The following is a 17,138-nucleotide window of genomic DNA, read 5'->3' on the forward strand; positions in this document are numbered from 1 at the left end:
ATTCGAATTTATGACTGACGACGCACCCAAACTCAGTGACCAACAGAAGCGCATCATCGAACTCCTCGATGAAGGCCACACGTGGGCGTCCGCCGCGGACGAGTTGGACATCAGCCAGAGCGCGCTCGAAGAACAAATGGCACGCGTAAGCGATAAGACCGAGCGCGCTACGGAGGAAATCAAAGAATGGGAAGAGACGCTTGCCTGGCTCGACGCACACGACCAGTTGTGACCCTTCTTACTCGCCAGAATAACGGAGACGGATAATATCGTCCCAGATAACACAATCGTGCGTTTCCGCGAGGTCTAACGCCTGCACGCACGCATCCTCAGCAGACCCATATAGACCGCATGACTGGATAACCTCTCCTCTACCCGCTGGCCAAAGAACGACATCATGAGCTTCTGTACCATCCCCGTGAAGTCCAATACCATCGTCCTCCGGGATTCTATAGACTACAATGTGTACGCGGTCGCGCAGCCGTTCCTCGACGATATGGTCCGACGAGAGATAATCTGATACGCTTCCAGCGACCCCGTCTTGGTCCATAGCCATACTCGATTCATTGATTTCTGTTGAGAAAAGGTCGAGGGAATAGTGAGTATACTGCTGAGAATTCCAGTGAGTATACCGCTGAGTATGCTGCTGAGTGTACCAGTGAGTATACCGCTGAGTATGCTGCTGAGTGTACCAGTGAGTATACCGCTGAGTATGCTGCTGAGTGTACCAGTGAGTATACCGCTGAGTATGCTGCTGAGTGTACCAGTGAGTATACCGCTGAGTATGCTGCTGAGTGTACCAGTGAGTCTACTAGTCAGACATCCAGATGTACAACTAGCTGAGCGTACATACTATAGTCTCTACCAAACTCGGGATTCACTCTCTAATCCCCGTTAATATCGTCTAATACCGGTATTCCCAACTCGTCAGCTAAATCCACGGCTGTACGGATAGCGACCTCGACATCGCTAAAACCTCCGTACTCATCATACACCGGCCAGACTTCTTGCCGAGTCTTACGTACATAGACATCGTATGTTGTACCAGATTCCTTGGCCACATCGGGACACTCGTCAGCGGGCCAGCAAACAATCTCTACATGAGGTCCATACGGACGTTCTGCGACAACTCGGTCTGAATCAGTGTACTCCTCTACTTTGACGGTCACTGTCATAACCGCTGTTCGCTTCGTTCTCCGATTTAAACCTCAGTATCGCTCGGACGGAGGTCTCTCCAGCGAAAATCCATCTCTTCCCCTGATTCAAGCTCTACCCGGTAGAGTACACTATCACGTTCGTCACCAGTCGCATATCCAGCTGCATCTTCCTTGATTGCAGTTACCACTCCGTGTTCCCTGTGATACTCAAAATCAGGGTCTGTCGTATCAGGAATGTCTACCCGGACACGGTCTCCGACACTAAACCGATTGACCATACCCCTCAATTTCGCGTCCACCCTCGTGAGAGTTACCAAACAAAACTACCACACAGTAAGCTACAAGAACCTAGTGTATCAACAGAGAGACCTAATGGAGGGTGCCAGTCCGTGAGTGAGGCTGACGTACACTTTGAACTCTATCGTCATGTACAGAACGCTATTGATGACCAGCCGAGTCGCGGTCAGATAACCTTCGGTTCCGCCCGACCCGAGTACAGCGAAGGGATTAGCGGCCGAGCAGACATCGTCATATTCGACGACTCGCACAACCCGATACTTGTCGTCGAGGCGAAGAAGCCCGGGGATTCGGGCAACCGTGACATCGACCCATATTCGCCGGATGTCATCGAACAAGGGTTGGAATACGCGACCAAGCTGGGAGCCCCCTTCACAGCGACGTACAACGGGAGCCGACTCGTCCTGTTCAAGACCTTGGAGCCCGGGAAACCATTTCTCCAGAGAGCTACCAAATCCTACGAGATTTCGAGTGTACCGAAATTCGCTGACGAGCTGCTGAACGAGGTCTCCCGGTTTGAAGCGAAGCAAGCCCAGTGGGACAGCCTCGACAACGCGTTCATCAAGCGGGTTAAAAGCCTTCACGAGTTCGTATCACCCCGAATCGAGGACTCTCTCCAAGAGAAAATCGAAGAGGACAGTTCGTTCCAGGTCTCGTTTGAGGAGTGGGCCGACAAGCAAGGGCTAGAGTACTCAGACGCCAGCAAGAGCGAGAAGGAGGATATACTCCAGAATTTTTCTGAGCAGGCAACCTACTTGTTGATAAACAAGATTCTATTCTACAAGATACTGGAGAACTCACCCGCGTACGGTGACGAGGTTGCCCCACTCGCCGTCAGCATCCACCGAGTCCAAGAAGACCTCGAAGAACACTTCGACAAAATCGTGTCCGACGTGGACTTCGAGGCTATTTTCGAGCACGACGACATCTACTCCGAGATTCCGCTCGAACCCGTTGCTGAGAAAATCCGAGAGTTCGTTATCGAACTGGACGACCAGGACTTGACACAGTTCGACAGTGACGTTATCGGGCGCATCTACGAGGGCGTTATTCCCCACGAGCGCAGGCACGAGATGGGGGAATATTATACTCCCGCCGCCGTCTGCGACCTGATTACTCGACTCTGTATCGACAGTTCCTCCGACACGGTCCTCGACCCTGCCTGCGGCTCTGGAGGATTCCTTGTCAGTGCGTACAACCGCCTCCAAGAGCTATTCCCCGAGGCAAAAGGAGCGCACACAGAGATTCTCAACCGAATCTACGGGGTGGACATCAACCGCTTCCCGGCCCATCTGAGCGCCATCAACCTCGCCATCCAAGACCTCGAATCCTACACGGAGGACGTACACATCGAGGTCTCAGACTACTTCGACGTTGCCTCGGATACGCAGAGATTTGGACGCGTGGTGGCAGGCCTCAGTGGCCGAGAATGGCAGAACGGTGATTCAGAGGATGCGCTCGGCGGCTTCGACGCAGTGGTCGGAAATCCGCCCTATATCAGAGCTACCAGCCTTGATGATAAATCCCGTATCCGAAGCCACCTATCCGACCTAGACGCTACCGACCTATCCAGTCAGATGGACATCTACGGGTACTTCATCACCCATAGTACCCAATTCCTCTCAGACGGGGGCAAATTGGGATTCATCACGAGCGACCGGTGGATGGACACCGACTATGGAGCTGACCTCCAGAAGTTCCTCCTCGACAACTACAGCATCGACGCCGTCATCCGATTTGACCGACAGACGTTCGATGACGCCTTGGTCGGAGCCAGCATCATCATCGCCACCAAAGAGCCGGACACGCCTACCCGAGACGAGAACACCGTCAAATTCCTACGCGTACGCGAGCCTCTCGAAATCGATGAAATAGAATCCATCCTCCGGGAGGACACGGCGAGCGACCAGATGATTAACGATACCGAGTACAGACTCGTCACACGGCGACAAGGAGACCTCTACGACCAAGATAAATGGAAGCCATATTTCCTGGCTAGCCCGGTGTACTTCGACTTGTATGGTCACGACGATACTACCGAACTGCAGGACGTAGCCGATGTCAGTCGCGGAATAACGAGCGGCGCAAATCCGTTCTACTACGGTCGACGCGAGGAATGGGAAGACCTCGGACTCACCGAGTACACCGAACCTCTGCTCAAAGCCACTGGACAGCTCGACAGCATCCGATTCAACGATGAAGACGCGAAAGAGTGGGGGGTTCTCTCCATCCACGACCTCGTTGAACAGGGTATCGAGGAGTCGAAAGCCCAGGAAGAAGAAAGCGAAGAGTACCGAGACATCGACCCGGCAGAGCGAGCGAAATCGTGGATGGCAGACAACGGCCACGAAACCCTCGTAGAATATATCGAATGGGGCGAAGACAAGGGGTACGATGACCGACCCACGACCTCATCTCGAAGTGTCTGGTACGACCTCGGAGAGTTAGACACCCCCAAGATACTCACTACCGACTTCACGTGGCGAATCTTCCGTAGTGTCTGGAACGAGGCTGGAGCAGCCGTTAACGACCAATTCTACTGCATAGAGCCTCGGAACGATATAGATGACCAAGTCCTCTGTGGAATCCTAAACTCACGGTTCGCCTGGCTCATGGTCGAACTGCGCGGTCGATGGGCAGGCGGTCAAGGTATGACGCGAGCCCGCATCAAAGTCTACGAGACTGAGGAGCTCCCCATACCCGACCCGCGGACGATGAGCGACGAAGAGAAGGAACGAATCCGCGGTGCGTTCGAGGACCTCATGGACAAAGAAGACGAACTGGATGAAGAAGACCGCAACGTCGAAAACACCGAGGATGAGCGAACGGAACTCGACCGTGCTGTACTCGCAGCTCTCGGAATGGAAGACCGAGTCGACGACCTGAGAGCCGCCGTCGAAGAGCAAGTTGCTCTCCGCGAGCAAGACGCCGGAGAGCGCACCCAGGTCTTGGTCAACCGCCCGCAAGAGACCGAGGTCATCAACCTTGAAGGCGTCACCGAAACCCGAGACAGTACCACCCTCAGCGACTTCAATTAACGGCTCTCCTTTCTCTGCATCTTTCTCTGCCTCCAGTCACTACTATCTAACCCGTCAAACCGCCGGATAGCTGCAAGAACAGTAGACAAACTTTGCACAAAGTATCATATGACCAACACTCCTTTAGGAGTATACCCCGTATACAATTGTATGCAGTCGCACACTACCGATGGTGCAGACGCACAGGATAGTCCGATGAACAACTCCGTTGAGAAGTTCAAATCTGTACTCGACTCAATCATTGACGAGTCAATTATCGAACTTACAGAAACCGAACGAGGCAGTCTCATCGACTCACTTGTAGACGCACATCGAGACACCATCAACGACTTCGAAGCAAACGCTGACGGCGTCCTCTACCACGATGACGACTGGTACGTAATCACCAGTGACCGCCACATCCTCCAACAATACGTAGACGACCCTGACGAGAAAAACTGCGAGTTCTACGACCTCGATGCGAAACTCGCAACCAACCTACTCCAATCGGTACACGACCGTGTCGCAGAAGAAATCAGTGGCAATCCCCACATCGCCTCTGACGTAGATGTATTCGTCTACAAACGCGAATAACCCGTGTCGGCGTACAGTGGTTCGATTCCGCTGGCGGGTATATGACAGACACAGTCCGCATCGATGATAGCATCGACGAGAAAATAATCCAAGCACAAGACCAAGTCGAAGAAGCAACCGGCACACGGCCAAGCAAAAAGGAACTCGTCCGTGCCGCAGTCAACCAGTACGATGTCGGAGACAACAACGGAGGTGAATCCGGTGACACAGAATGAGTACCAAGTCTACAGCCCCCCACGCTGCACAAGACGATGTCGACTGGGATAGATTATTCCGCGTCAGCGTCGTTGTTTTCCTCCTGTTCCTCTGCTCAATGGTTGGTGTTGGATTCGCTGACCGAATGCCCAGTCATGAAATCCCATTCGGATACGCAATGACTGCCGGAACTGGCTCGATGGAACCCACAATGACCGGTGGCGAGCTGGTCATCTACACGGACTGGGGAGAAGTCGAGGAAGGAGACATCATCGTGTTTGAGGACGCGCAGCGAGACATAGACTTAGTCCACCGCGCGGTCGAGGACACCGAGCAAGGATGGGTAACTAAAGGAGACGCGAACGGCTACCTTGACCAAGACCGGGGCATCCCCCATGCAACCGAGGAGACTATCTACGGCCGCGAGCTGGTCCACATCGACCTTCCATTCTAATCCTCCCCGTTCCAACCTGTTACATCACCCCTAGGGAGCAACCTGTAACCAGGTACTGTAACATCCTCCTAGGGGAGACCCGCTATCCGACACTCTATATGGGGAGACCCATCAACGAGTAAACAATATCAGTTACGAACCCATCCTATGTTATAAAAGGTAGTAGTACCAAATAATTGATAGGCGTCACCCGGGGTATCCCATGACGCCAATGTACCGCCCTCCAAATACACCATCGGTAGTATCTGTCTGAGTTCCATGCGTCGGAGGCGCGTCGGCTCTAACCGACGCTATCCCCCCTGTCATCTAAGAGGTAGTAACCACTCATAGTTAATATGACACAACCAGCAAAGAGAGACCACATCTGGGCGGCCACTCTGAAACTCCTATCCGAAGAAGAAGAGACTACAGTAGACGACATCCAATCAGAATGTTCCGTTGAAGTCTGTGAACAGACTGTGCGCAGTGTACTCCGCGCGATGGTCGAGTTTGATTACATCGAGCATAAACCAGGAAGTCCAGTGTATCGAGCGCCAGTTCCAAGTGGTGGATAGTACTGTATCCCCTCTCTCCTCTTGCGATTTTGACCTAGGATATATAGGGTTTGACAACCATACACAATATATGGCGTCGCAACCAATCAGCGGCGAAATCAATATCACATGTCCCGCCTGCGGAAACACCGTATCAACAAACCCAGTAGCCTCTGGCGTCGTTGATACAGTCCGCTGCCAATGCGGTCAAGAAGTCACAGTGAACGTCAACGGTTCTTGGTGAACACCAATTGGGTCTCCGTCCCTCTACCTCAATGGGGTCGAGACAAGAAGACCCTGAGGTCTATACTTAGACTCAACTTCTCGCGGGGCATGTATCGTTGCCACTCTTCTTTCTTCACCCGCTCTCAGAACGGCCCGGAGGCGAATGGGAGTTGCTCCGAGACCGCATCCAACCCGAGACACTGGTACCAATTATAGCTGCTGGCCTCTACATATCTGACCATCGCTCTTAATCAGCAGACTCGTACTCTGCCCAGATATACCGTGTCGCCACCGACCGATACGGACGCCACGCTTCAGCAATCTCACGCATCTCCGCACGCGTCATCTCCCCCGGCTCCTGCCCGTTCCCGTACAACTGCTCAATGCCGCGACGGATAGCGAGGTCGCCGAGCGGGAGTACGTCTGGCCGTTCGAGTACAAATAACAGAAACATGCGTGCCGTCCACGGACCAATACCCTTGATTTCGGTAAGTCGGTCAACAACCTCCTCGTTCGAATACTCTGCCAGACCTTCGCGTGTAAAATCGTTCTCTTGGAAGGCACGGGCAGCATTACGCATATACTCCACCTTGCTCCGGGAGAGTCCAGCTGCGAGGAGTGCTTCATCTTCTGCTTCTAGTACGGCCTCGGGAGTGACCTCGCCACGGAACAACTCGAACACGCGCTCCCGGACGGCGGTGGCGCTCGCGGTCGAGAGCTGCTGGTTGATGATGGAAATACAGAGTCGCTCGAACTCGTCCCAGTCCTGCTCAACATATGGGTCGTGCTGCTCAATGAGCTCCGCCATTACCGGGTCTTCCCTTAGAACGGGGATTGCCTCGTCTATCATCCTCGTGTCGTTAGAATGATGGTGATGGGGCGGGAAATGCATCTCGATAGTGTCCCGTGTTCACACATTCGCCAACGCTGATTTTGTATATACAGATTTGAGGCTAATCGCCAGACGTAGTTGACTTCGGTGTAGATACACTGCGAGTTAAATGTACCTCCTGTTCGTCCTCGAGCGCCCGGACGTCCTCCCGCTGGGCGACCTGGCGATCCGCCGCGGCATCGAGCAGTTGTACGGCAACGGCGAACCGGACGAGATGACCCGCGCCGAGATGCGCGAGATCGCCGAGGAGTGGCGACCCTACCGCAGCGTCGCGACGCGGTACATCTGGGCGGAGTACGAGGCGGAGTCGCCGGCCGTCCTCTAGCGGCGGCCGTCCCGAACCGAATACGGGACCCGTTCGCCAACACGTTTCATTCGGTTCCCGTCCTGTCATCCCCGTTCCTGCCATCGGCCGAGCGGTTTCGGGCGGTGCTCCCGTCTATCGCAAGGCGGTAATCGAACACTGTTTCGCACCGATCGCGCTGCGAGCGCGAGGGCGCAGCTCCAGCGACCGTCTCAATCGCGGGTTACGATTCCGTCCGTCTCGAGACGACTGTACGACGGGAGAAATCCCGGACTGAACGGAGAGACGGCCCCGTCGACTCAAGTGCCGCTCGACTGCAGTGCCGTCGATGGCAAACGATCCGTCCGACTCCACGGAATCCACCGACACACCGGCACAGCGACGCATGACCACTGATCCGGACCGCATTCGGGAGTGGGCCGAGGAGCGCGACGCAGTCCCGGTCTCGACCCGCGGCGGCGAGGGCCACGGCCACACCTTCGCTCGCCGGGAGGACGTCGGCGACGAGCACGAGGAGCACACGTGGGACGAGTTCGAGGAGACGTTCACGAACCGGGACCTGGTCTTCGTCTATGAGGACACGGAGTCGACGGGAACGGAACCCGAAGGGCTCGGCAGGTTCGACCTGCTCGAGCGCAACGAGGCCTTCGACCGCGCCGATCTCGGTGAGAGCGAACTCGAGGACCAGCTCCGGCAGGGCGAGACCGTGACGACCGAAATCGTCGAGACCCAGGTCATCGAACGGGAGGTCGTCGAACGGGACACGATCGAGAGCGAGGTCGTCGACACCGAACTCGCCGACCGGCACGTCGTCGACTCCGAACTGCTGAGCCGCGACATCGTCGATACAGAGTTCGTCACGGCCGACATGATCGAGGTCACGACCGACGAAACTCGGCTGGACACGATCGAAGAGATCGAGCGGTACACGGTCGAGAGCAAGGTCGTCGACGTCGACCTCGAGAGCGACGAGGAACTCGAGAGCGACGAGATCGAGACGGGGATCGAACTCGAAAGCGTCCAGCGGTCGATTCTCGAGAGCGACGTCGTGCAGGCCGACGTCGCGCCCGAGGAGGTCATCGAGCGCGAGGTCATCGAGAGCAAGCGCGGCGAAGGCGACACCGTCCGAAGCGAACTCATCGAACGGCGAACGGTCGAGGAGGAGATCCACGAACGGACCCGCCAGGAGTTCACGCTCGAGGACACGGACCTCGTCGAGTCCGAAGTGATCGGTAGCGACATCATCGAGGGGGAGATCATCGACGTGGAGGAGTACGAGTCGATCACGGCCGAGGAGCGGAGCGAGCGCGTCGAAGTGACCGATACCGAAGCGGCGATGCGGGACGACGAGACGATGGCCGAATCCGAGTCTCCTATGGAAAGCGGGCCGACGGTCGAATCGGAATCCGGCATGGGAACCGAAACGAGCGAAACCGAACACGGAGCCACCGAACCGACGGCCCAGGCGGATGCGTCCGTTTCCATCAGCAAGGACGATCAGGGGAAAGTCGTCGTCGACGAATCGGGCCAGGAGATCGGAATCGCCTCGCGGATCCAGGCCGATACCGTCTACATCGATCCGGAACCCGGCCTCGCGGATCGACTCAAGGCGCGCCTCGGCTGGGGTAGCGAGGACGACGACGAGTATCCGATCGAACCGGCGCAGATAAAAGAAGTCACGGACGACGAAATCGTCATCCGCGGCGACTGAGCGGTCGAAATAGACGCGTCAGTCGCGTTCGGAATCGGTCTCAGTCCCAGGCGATGACACGGGTCAGTTCGGCTCGACCGGCTTCACCCGAACGCGTCGAAACCGGCGCGCGAGCGAGCAGGGGGTCGACGGGCGTGACCCCGTCGTAACTACGGATCCCGGCAGTTACTCGATTACTCGAGGTCGAAGCGGTCGTTGGTCATGACCTTCCGCCACGCGTCGACGAAGTCCTCGACGAACTTCTCTTCCTCGGCGGCGTAGACGTCCGCGATGGCGCGAAGCCGGGAGTTCGAACCGAAGAGGAGATCGACGCGACTGGCCTCCCACTCGACCTCGCCGGTCTCGCGGTCGATCAGTTCGTAGACTTCCTCGCCCTCCGAGGCCTGCTCCCACTCGTAGTCCATGGAGAGCAGGTTGACGAAGAAGTCGTTGGACAGGGTCTCCGGCTCGTCGGTGAAGACGCCGAGGTCGGAATCCTGGTAGTTCGCGCCGAGTGCGCGCATGCCGCCGACCAGGACGGTCATCTCCGAGGCCGTCAGGTCGAGCAGGTCGGCGTGGTCGACCAGCAGGTCCTCCGGCGGTTCGTTGTAGTCGCCGCCGAAGTAGTTGCGGAACCCGTCGACCTTCGGCTTGAGCGCCTCGAAGGACTCCTCGTCGGTCATCTCCTGCGAGGCGTCGGTGCGACCGGGCTCGAACGGAATCTCGACGTCGTAGCCGGCGTCGGCTGCGGCCTGCTCGACGGCCGCGTAGCCGCCCAGCACGATCAGGTCGGCCAGCGAGACGCGCACGTCGTCGTCGCGCGAGCCGTTGAACTCCTCTTGGACGCCCTCGAGCGTCTCGAGGACGACCTCGAGCTCCGCGGGCTCGTTGACCTCCCAGCTACGCTGGGGCTCGAGGCGGATGCGGGCGCCGTTGGCGCCGCCGCGCTTGTCGCTGTCGCGGTAGGTCGAGGCCGCCGCCCAGGCGGTCTTGGCCAGCTGCGAGACGGAGAGGTCCGTCTCGAGGAGTTCCTCCTTGAGTTCGGCGGCGTCCTCGTCGCCGATCAGTTCGTAGTCGGCGTCGGGGACGGGATCCTGCCAGACGAAGGTTTCCTCGGGCACGTCCGGACCGAGGAACCGCTCCGGCGGGCCCATGTCGCGGTGGATGAGCTTGTACCAGGCTCGCGCGAAGGCGTCGAGGAACTGCGGCGGGTTGTCGCGGAAGTTCTCGATGATCTCCCGGAACTCGGGGTCGCGCTTGAGCGCGACGTCCGTCGTCATCATCATCGGGGCGTGCTTCTCGGACGGGTCGTGAGCGTCCGGAACGGTGTCGTAGGCTTCCTCCTCGACCGGCTGCCACTGCTTGGCGCCGGCGGGACTCTCGGTCAGCTCCCACTCGTAGTCGAGCAGGTTGTCGAGGTAGGAGGTGTCCCACATCGTCGGCCAGGCGTTCCAGGCGCCCTCGATGCCGCTGGTGGTCGTCTCGGAGCCCTTGCCGGAGTCGGTCCAGCCGAGGCCCTGGTCCTCGATCGAGGCGGCTTCGGGCTCGGCGCCGATGTCGTCGTCGGTGGCGCCGTGTGCCTTCCCGAACGTGTGACCGCCGGCGATGAGTGCGGCCGTCTCCTCGTCGTCCATCGCCATGCGGCCGAACGCCTGACGGATGCGGTCCGCGGACTTCATCGGGTCGGGGTCGCCGTTCGGCCCTTCGGGGTCCACGTAGATGAGCCCCATGACGGTGGCGCCGAGCGGCTCGTCGAGTTCGCCGTCCTCGTCGACGCGGTCGTGCTGCGGGGCTTCCCACTCGTCCTCGGGACCCCAGTAGACGGCCTCGTCGGGCTCGAACTCGTCCTCGCGGCCGCCGGCCCAGCCGAGCGTCTGCATGCCCATCGACTCGAGGGCGGTGTTCCCGGCCAGGACGATCAGGTCGGCCCACGAGAGCTTGCGGCCGTACTTCTGCTTGATCGGCTCGAGCAGGCGTCGCGCCTTGTCGAGGTTGACGTTGTCGGGCCAGCTGTTGAGCGGCGCGAAGCGCTGGTTCCCGCCGGAGGCGCCGCCGCGACCGTCGGTCGTGCGGTAGGTACCGGCGCTGTGCCAGGCCATGCGGATGAAAAGCGGCCCGTAGTGGCCGTAGTCGGCCGGCCACCAGTCCTGCGAGGTCGTCATCAGGTCCTTCAGGTCCGCCTTGACCTCCTCGAGGTCCAGCTTCTGGAACTCCTCGGCGTAGTCGAAGTCGTCGTCGTACGGCCCGACGTCTTCGGCGTTCTGGTCGAGGACCTCCAGGTTCAGCTTGTTCGGCCACCACTCGTGGTTTTCCTTGCGTTCGTACTCAGTCATGCTCGGGTCACCCCAGCAATACCGCCATACACGCTGCGTTCCGGATACTCGTCTGCCATGGATTGTTGCTACGAACGGAAGATGGGATTCGAGAATAATAGGTGTACCGATCGCAACTTCCAGTTCATGATTCGCCCTATATTGTTTCCGATACGGCAAACGAACTCACTGATATCGCTATCGGCCGGTACTCGAGTCGTTCCGGATCGACAGCAGTGACGGTGATGGTCCGGCACTCCCGTCAGGACGACGCAGGGATCAACTTTGTCGTTCGGTGTCGGTAGTTACGCGACGGGACGGACGATCGACTACCGGCGCCCCATTTCGGACCTCGAGACGGGGCTGACCGCCCGTCCTTCCGGTCCTATCGATCGGGCCGCTCGATCAGCAGGTAATCGTCCACGTCGCGCATGCAGCCCGCGGGCACGATCAGCGTCCCGTCGTCGGTCGTTTCGAACGCACGGGCGGCGCCGGTCCGGCCTTCGTTCGCGGGCGCGACGAACACCTCCTCGAGTTCGCCGGACGCGAGGTTCATCGTGATGTTCTCGATCGTTCCGAGCTTTTCGCCGCTCGTGCTCAACACGGGCTTGCCGGAGAGCGTGGATGCGAGGACCGTCGTCATCGTACGGTCCCGTTCGTCGAAACGATCAATAAATTAACCGGTGGTCGCGGGCAAGAAGGAGCGCTACTCTTCCTCTTCGGGCGTATCGGGCGCCTCGCTGTCGATGCGGCGGCTCACGTCGACCTGGTAGTTCTCGAGGATGTCCCGGCCGAGGATGACGGGATAGTCCATGTGGCTGCGGTCCTCGACGCTGGCGGTCACGGTGTGCTGGTTGCCGCCGACGCCGACGACGACGTCGACGACGGGCCGACTCCGGGACTGTTTGCTGCTGCCCGAGCGGATCCGCGTGATCGACTTGATCGGCCCGGCGCCGATGTCGGCGGCGAGGCCGGTGTCGATGCTCGTTCGCGTCGCGCCGGTGTCGGACTTGGCGACGACGGACTTCGAGCCGCTGGTCCCCGAGAGGACGACCTCCTCGGTGTAGCCGATCACCGCCGGCTCCGTGTCCTCCGAGATCGACTCGACCGGCTGCGCCGTCGGCCGCGAGTCGTCGAGCACGTTCGCGATGTCGCGGACGCGGCCCTCGTCGACCTCGCCGCCGGCCCGTTCGATCGCCAGTTTGGCGATGTAGGGCGCGGGGCTGACCTGCGTCGCCTGGTAGAGTCCCTTGAATCCCGCCGTCGGGTTGACCTCGAGGACGAACCAGCCCTCGTCGCCCTCGACTAAGTCGACGCCGGCGTAGTCGAGGCCGACGGCACCGGCTGCGCGGCGGGCCATGTCGCGGGCCTCCTCGGGCAGGTCCTCGGTCGCGTCCTCGACGCTGCCGCCGAGCGCGACGTTGGTCCGCCAGTCGTTGTCCGGCGCGTAGCGGTACATCGCGGCGATGATCTCGCCGTCGACGACGTAGACGCGCACGTCGCGGTGGCGAACGTCCTCGCGGTCGATCAGTTCCTGCAGGAAGGCGTACCGGTTGCCGACCTTCGGGTTGACCGGGTCGTCGGGGCCGACCTTCCAGGTGCCGCCCCCGTGTGTCCCGATCGCCGTCTTGTAGACGGCCTCCTCGCCGTAGCGCTCCCGCGCCGCGTTCAGCTGATCGCTGTTGAGCGAGAGGGTCACGTCGGGCGTCCGGACGTCGTTCGCCGCGAGCGTCGTCGCCGTCGAGAGCTTGTGGATCGCCGTCATCACGTTCGCCGGCTCGTTGAGCATCGGCACGAGTTGCGCGAACGTGTTCGCCAGCCCCAGCTCCTCGGCGGGCTGTTCGGTGTTCGACAGCAACATCCGATTCGCGATGACGTCGACCGACGGCTCGAGGACGACGCTGCCGTCAGTGACGCTGATGGACGTGTTTTCGGTTCGAAGCCACTCGGTGTCGTGGCCGAGATCCTCGACGGCGTTGAGTATCGCCTTCGTCTCCTTGCTCGTGTGTAAACTCAGTACCCCCACCGTGACGGGATCGTCGACGTCCATACCGCGCTAGACGGCAACCGCGTGGATAAGTATTAGTAGTGAATCGCACCGAGTGACGGTGCCGCATGGGGGCACGCGCGGCGTTCGGGTCGTTCAACTGCACTCGAGCGCAGCGTCGAGCGCCGCGCTCGAGCCCGGTGTCGTTCGACCGCCGCGATTCGCACGACTGCGACGCGGTAATCGCCGACGAACGACGGTGCGGATCGATAACCGATTCTTACCCGCGCCTCCGGCACCGATTACTCGTCGACGTCGTTCGGATTGTTGTACGTGGACGGATCCGGGTCGGGCGCGACGACTTCCCCGTCGCCCGGCTGCTCCGCGGCGTAGGAGAACTGCCCCTTTCCGTCCGGCGACTCGCCCTGCGTCCAGGGGTACTCGGGATCGGGCTGTTCCTCGCGGCGCGTCGAGATGAACGTGTAGTTGACGTCCTGATTCTCCTGATCCTGCGGGAAGCTGGCGGGGACCGGCACCGGATCGTCGAGCGACTCGAGCGCCTCGAGCCACTGGTTCTGGTGCATCGTGTCCCGGGCGATGAGGTAGGAGAGCATGTCCTTCATGCCGGGGTCGTCGGTGTAGTCCCAGAGCCGGGTGGCGAGCGTCCGGCCGGTCGCCTCGGCCATCACGTTCGCGTAGAGGTCGCCGGCGAGGTTCCCCGATGCGGCGATGTACGCGCCGGTAAACGGCACGCCGTTGCTGTCGACGGGCATCGCCGAGAGCCCGGAGGAGAGGTACTGACGCGGGTTCTGGCCGGTCATCGCCGCGGCGACGGCGGCCGTTTCCTCGGTCTCCTCGCGCATCTCCTTGGGCGAGCCGCGGAGATTCTTCGTCACGGCCGACGCGAGCATCTCGATGTGACCGAGTTCCTCGGCTGCGGTCTCCATGAGGAGGTTCCGATAGGCCTCGTACTCCTCGGGGAGCGCCCACGCCTGGAACATATACTGGAGCGCGACGCGCATCTCTCCCTCTTGGCCGCCGATCGCCTGCTGGAGTAGCTTCGCGAAGTGCGGATCCGGATCCTCGACGGTAACCTCGTACTGGAGTTCGGGTTCTTGAAAGAACATCCACCCCATGGACATCGAAGTAACAAATAAATATTTCATCCGTCGGAAACAGTGTTATTACGATCGGTAAGAGAAATACTCGAGACCGAAAAAGACGTTCTCGAGACCCTCAGATCGGCCGTAATCAGGCTTTTTCTCGCCGGTAGTGGCTTTTTCCCGCTGGTAGTACTCCGTGGGCTGTACTGATTTCGATGACCGGTGACGAATCCACAGCACGGACGGGTCCCTCGCGACGACGCGTGCTCGCGACCGGTGCGCTCGCGGCGACCGGCGCCGTGGTCGGCGGCTCGCACGCGGTCGGCGCCGTCGAGACCCGCACACAGCACGAGGAGTCGGCGGCAGCCCACCACGTCCACGGAGCGATGTTTCCCTACCACTACGCGCCCGCCTCGCAGGCGACGATCGTCGAGACGGACCTCGAGTGGCTCCCCGAACGCCTCTCGGGATACCAGACGCACGTCCTCGAGTACGGCCACGCGCGGTCGTTCCGCGGCTTTCTGTTCGCCGAGGAGGGTGAGGACGGGAACGGAAACGAGAACAAGAACGACGACGGAACACCATCGTCCCTGCACGGGCGAACCGTCTCCCTCGAGCGCACGACCGGCGCGCCGGCGTCGGCGTCGAATCTGATCGGCGTCGAGGCGACCGTTCTCGAGGGCGACTAGACAATCGAGGACGGTCGACTGCGGCGACGGGTCGCGACAACACCGATTTTCCGCCCGCCTCTTCCGCCGACCCGCCGATAACTGCGCGTCCGGCGCCGCGTTAGCCGAGTACAGAGCGTACTTCGCCGGGATCGACCAGCCCGCTCACGACGGCGAGCACCGCCCACGTCGCGGCGCCGAGTGCGATCGCGGCGATGAGCATCGGGAAACTCGAGACCATCGGCGTCACGATCAGCACCGCGACCGCCATGACGCCCGTGATGCCGAAGATCAGCCCCATCGTGCGGGCGAGGTGGCGCACGCGCAGCGAGAGTTCGCTGTGGACCACGTAGAGGTTCACCGCCACGTAGACGGAGTGAGTGATCACCGTCGCGATCGCGGCGCCGACGACGCCCATCGCCGGGATGAACACGAGGTTCAGCCCGAAGTTGGCCGCGGCCGTTCCGCCCTTCGCGACCGCTCGCGCCTGCGCTCGGCCGAGGTAGTCTAAACTGTCGCTCGTGAGGTTCGTGATCGCCTGCAGGACGATAAACGCCGTCAGCGCCTGCAGGACGGGGATCGCCCCCTCGTAGCTCGGGAACGCCAGCGAGATGAACGGGTCGGCGACGATCGCGAGGCCGGCCGCCGCGGGCACGTAGAGCAACAGCGTGTTCGTCAGCGACGACTCGTAGATCCGCCGAGCCTCCTCGAGTTCGCCGTTGGCCTTGTACTCGCCGAAGTTCGGCGAGATGGTGAAGCCGAGCGACTCGGCGGGCGCGAGGACGAAGTCGGTGATCTGCTTGCCGAGCGTGTAGAACCCGACGGCCGTCGACGAGAGGAAGACGCCGACGAGGAAGGTGTCGATCTGCTTGTCGAGGACGTTGGCGCTCCGCGTTGCGGTCAGCGGAACGCTGTACTTGAGCAGTCGTTTCGACAGGCCCTCCTCGTAGATGTCGGCAGTGTCGTACTCGCGGTAGAACTTGACGTAGAGGATGCCCAGTCCGAACGCACCGGCCAACGCGTAGCCGACGATGTAGCCGAACAGCGCCCCTAAGGCGCCGAACCCCAGCAGGACGAAGCCGACGGCGAAGACGAGGCGCGTCGCACCGCCGATCGCCTGCACGGCCGCGCTGTACCCGAGTTCGTTGAACCCCTGGAAGGAGATCTGCGCGAACGTCTGGAACGACTTGACGACGATGTAGAGCACGCCCGCCGCGAGGAACGGCGCCGCGCTGGGTTCCCCCAGCATCGTCGCGATTTCGTCGTGGAAGAGCAACAGCGCGTACGCCACGACCGACACGACGATGAGCTTGTAGATGATCGTCGACCGGAGCAGGTGCGGAATCTGTCCCGGATCCTTCTCGTTGTACTCGGAGATGTACCGCGCTGCCGACTTCCCCAGCCCGACGTCGGCGAACAGCTGGATGATCGCGAGGATACTGATCGCCCAGTAGAGGTCCCCGTACCCCTGCGGGTCGAGGAGAAACCGGGCGAGGACGAGCATCAGGAGTGCGCTCGAGAGCATGTAGACTGCTCGAGCGACGAGCGTTGCTTTGAACCCGCGGACGATGTGATCCTGCTGCGTGCTCATAGGACGGAACTGAGACGAGAGAGTCCGGACGTCGACCGATGGCCGGCGGCCGGCGGCTGCCGACTGCTGACTGCCGACCGCCGATCGTCGGTCGGCGTCCGGTGAGACTCATTCGTCCG

At 60.3% G+C, this 17,138-nt stretch carries 15 protein-coding genes and 1 pseudogene; 8 read left to right on the forward strand and 8 right to left on the reverse strand.

Annotated elements, in window-relative coordinates; all coding sequences use genetic code 11:
* Nucleotides 1-10 precede the first annotated feature (10 nt).
* Nucleotides 11-232 (forward strand): helix-turn-helix domain-containing protein, encoded by a 222-nt coding sequence (locus ATJ93_RS04000; protein WP_120243320.1) that lies wholly within the window; start codon nucleotides 11-13, stop codon nucleotides 230-232.
* A 652-nt stretch (nucleotides 233-884) separates the two neighbouring features.
* On the opposite strand, the gene ATJ93_RS23215 is transcribed toward ATJ93_RS04000, so the two are convergent.
* Nucleotides 885-1,175 (reverse strand): hypothetical protein, encoded by a 291-nt coding sequence (locus tag ATJ93_RS23215; protein WP_147376622.1) that lies wholly within the window; start codon nucleotides 1,173-1,175, stop codon nucleotides 885-887.
* A 26-nt stretch (nucleotides 1,176-1,201) separates the two neighbouring features.
* Nucleotides 1,202-1,435 carry a hypothetical protein gene (locus tag ATJ93_RS04005; protein ID WP_120243321.1) on the reverse strand — a complete coding sequence of 78 codons (234 nt, stop codon included), beginning with the start codon at nucleotides 1,433-1,435 and terminating at the stop codon, nucleotides 1,202-1,204.
* A 111-nt stretch (nucleotides 1,436-1,546) separates the two neighbouring features.
* Between ATJ93_RS04005 and ATJ93_RS04010 the strand changes: the two genes are divergently transcribed.
* The 4 genes from ATJ93_RS04010 (at nucleotide 1,547) to ATJ93_RS04020 (ending at nucleotide 5,714) form a co-directional block, all read left to right on the forward strand.
* A complete protein-coding gene (locus tag ATJ93_RS04010; RefSeq protein WP_120243322.1) occupies nucleotides 1,547-4,492 on the forward strand; it encodes an N-6 DNA methylase in 2,946 nt (981 codons plus the stop codon).
* 150 nt (nucleotides 4,493-4,642) lie between these two features.
* The gene (locus tag ATJ93_RS04015) at nucleotides 4,643-5,065 is read left to right on the forward strand and encodes a hypothetical protein (RefSeq protein ID WP_147376623.1); all 423 of its coding nucleotides are present in this window, start codon (nucleotides 4,643-4,645) and stop codon (nucleotides 5,063-5,065) included.
* Nucleotides 5,066-5,106: 41 nt separating this feature from the next.
* The gene (locus ATJ93_RS23485) at nucleotides 5,107-5,280 is read left to right on the forward strand and encodes a hypothetical protein (RefSeq protein ID WP_170155513.1); all 174 of its coding nucleotides are present in this window, start codon (nucleotides 5,107-5,109) and stop codon (nucleotides 5,278-5,280) included.
* Nucleotides 5,277-5,714, forward strand: a complete 438-nt coding sequence (locus ATJ93_RS04020; RefSeq protein WP_245977503.1) for a S26 family signal peptidase — start codon at nucleotides 5,277-5,279, stop codon at nucleotides 5,712-5,714. Before ATJ93_RS23485 ends, ATJ93_RS04020 begins: the two co-directional genes overlap by 4 nt.
* 1,005 nt (nucleotides 5,715-6,719) lie before the next feature.
* On the opposite strand, the gene ATJ93_RS04025 is transcribed toward ATJ93_RS04020, so the two are convergent.
* On the reverse strand, nucleotides 6,720-7,322 hold the full coding sequence (locus ATJ93_RS04025; protein WP_120243324.1) for a DNA-3-methyladenine glycosylase family protein: 603 nt from the start codon (nucleotides 7,320-7,322) through the stop codon (nucleotides 6,720-6,722).
* A 151-nt stretch (nucleotides 7,323-7,473) separates the two neighbouring features.
* On the opposite strand from ATJ93_RS04025, the pseudogene ATJ93_RS04030 reads away from it, so the two are divergent.
* Together ATJ93_RS04030 and ATJ93_RS04035 are read left to right on the forward strand one after the other, a co-directional pair.
* A pseudogene (locus ATJ93_RS04030) lies at nucleotides 7,474-7,689 on the forward strand (DNA-3-methyladenine glycosylase family protein); the annotation flags it as partial.
* A 307-nt stretch (nucleotides 7,690-7,996) separates the two neighbouring features.
* Nucleotides 7,997-9,379 carry a hypothetical protein gene (locus ATJ93_RS04035; RefSeq protein WP_120243325.1) on the forward strand — a complete coding sequence of 461 codons (1,383 nt, stop codon included), beginning with the start codon at nucleotides 7,997-7,999 and terminating at the stop codon, nucleotides 9,377-9,379.
* A 173-nt stretch (nucleotides 9,380-9,552) separates the two neighbouring features.
* On the opposite strand, the gene katG is transcribed toward ATJ93_RS04035, so the two are convergent.
* The 4 genes from katG to ATJ93_RS04055 form a co-directional block, all read right to left on the reverse strand.
* Nucleotides 9,553-11,691 (reverse strand): catalase/peroxidase HPI, encoded by a 2,139-nt coding sequence (gene katG / locus ATJ93_RS04040; protein ID WP_120243326.1) that lies wholly within the window; start codon nucleotides 11,689-11,691, stop codon nucleotides 9,553-9,555.
* 364 nt (nucleotides 11,692-12,055) lie between these two features.
* Nucleotides 12,056-12,313, reverse strand: a complete 258-nt coding sequence (locus tag ATJ93_RS04045) for a PRC-barrel domain-containing protein (RefSeq protein WP_120243327.1) — start codon at nucleotides 12,311-12,313, stop codon at nucleotides 12,056-12,058.
* Between the two features lie 63 nt (nucleotides 12,314-12,376).
* Nucleotides 12,377-13,720, reverse strand: coding sequence for a RimK family alpha-L-glutamate ligase (locus tag ATJ93_RS04050; RefSeq protein ID WP_120243328.1), 1,344 nt, complete (start codon nucleotides 13,718-13,720; stop codon nucleotides 12,377-12,379).
* Nucleotides 13,721-13,959: 239 nt separating this feature from the next.
* A complete protein-coding gene (locus ATJ93_RS04055) occupies nucleotides 13,960-14,784 on the reverse strand; it encodes a manganese catalase family protein (RefSeq protein ID WP_120243921.1) in 825 nt (274 codons plus the stop codon).
* A gap of 191 nt (nucleotides 14,785-14,975) precedes the next feature.
* Here ATJ93_RS04055 and ATJ93_RS04060 point away from each other — a divergent pair, with 191 nt between their 5' ends.
* Entirely contained in the window at nucleotides 14,976-15,449 is a 474-nt protein-coding gene (locus ATJ93_RS04060; protein ID WP_147376624.1) for a hypothetical protein, read from the forward strand.
* Nucleotides 15,450-15,549: 100 nt separating this feature from the next.
* Here ATJ93_RS04060 and ATJ93_RS04065 read toward each other — a convergent pair whose 3' ends face one another.
* Entirely contained in the window at nucleotides 15,550-17,019 is a 1,470-nt protein-coding gene (locus tag ATJ93_RS04065; protein ID WP_120243330.1) for a flippase, read from the reverse strand.
* Nucleotides 17,020-17,138 lie beyond the last annotated feature (119 nt).

The organism is Halopiger aswanensis (assembly GCF_003610195.1).
In the GTDB taxonomy this organism is placed as follows: Archaea; Halobacteriota; Halobacteria; order Halobacteriales; family Natrialbaceae; genus Halopiger; species Halopiger aswanensis.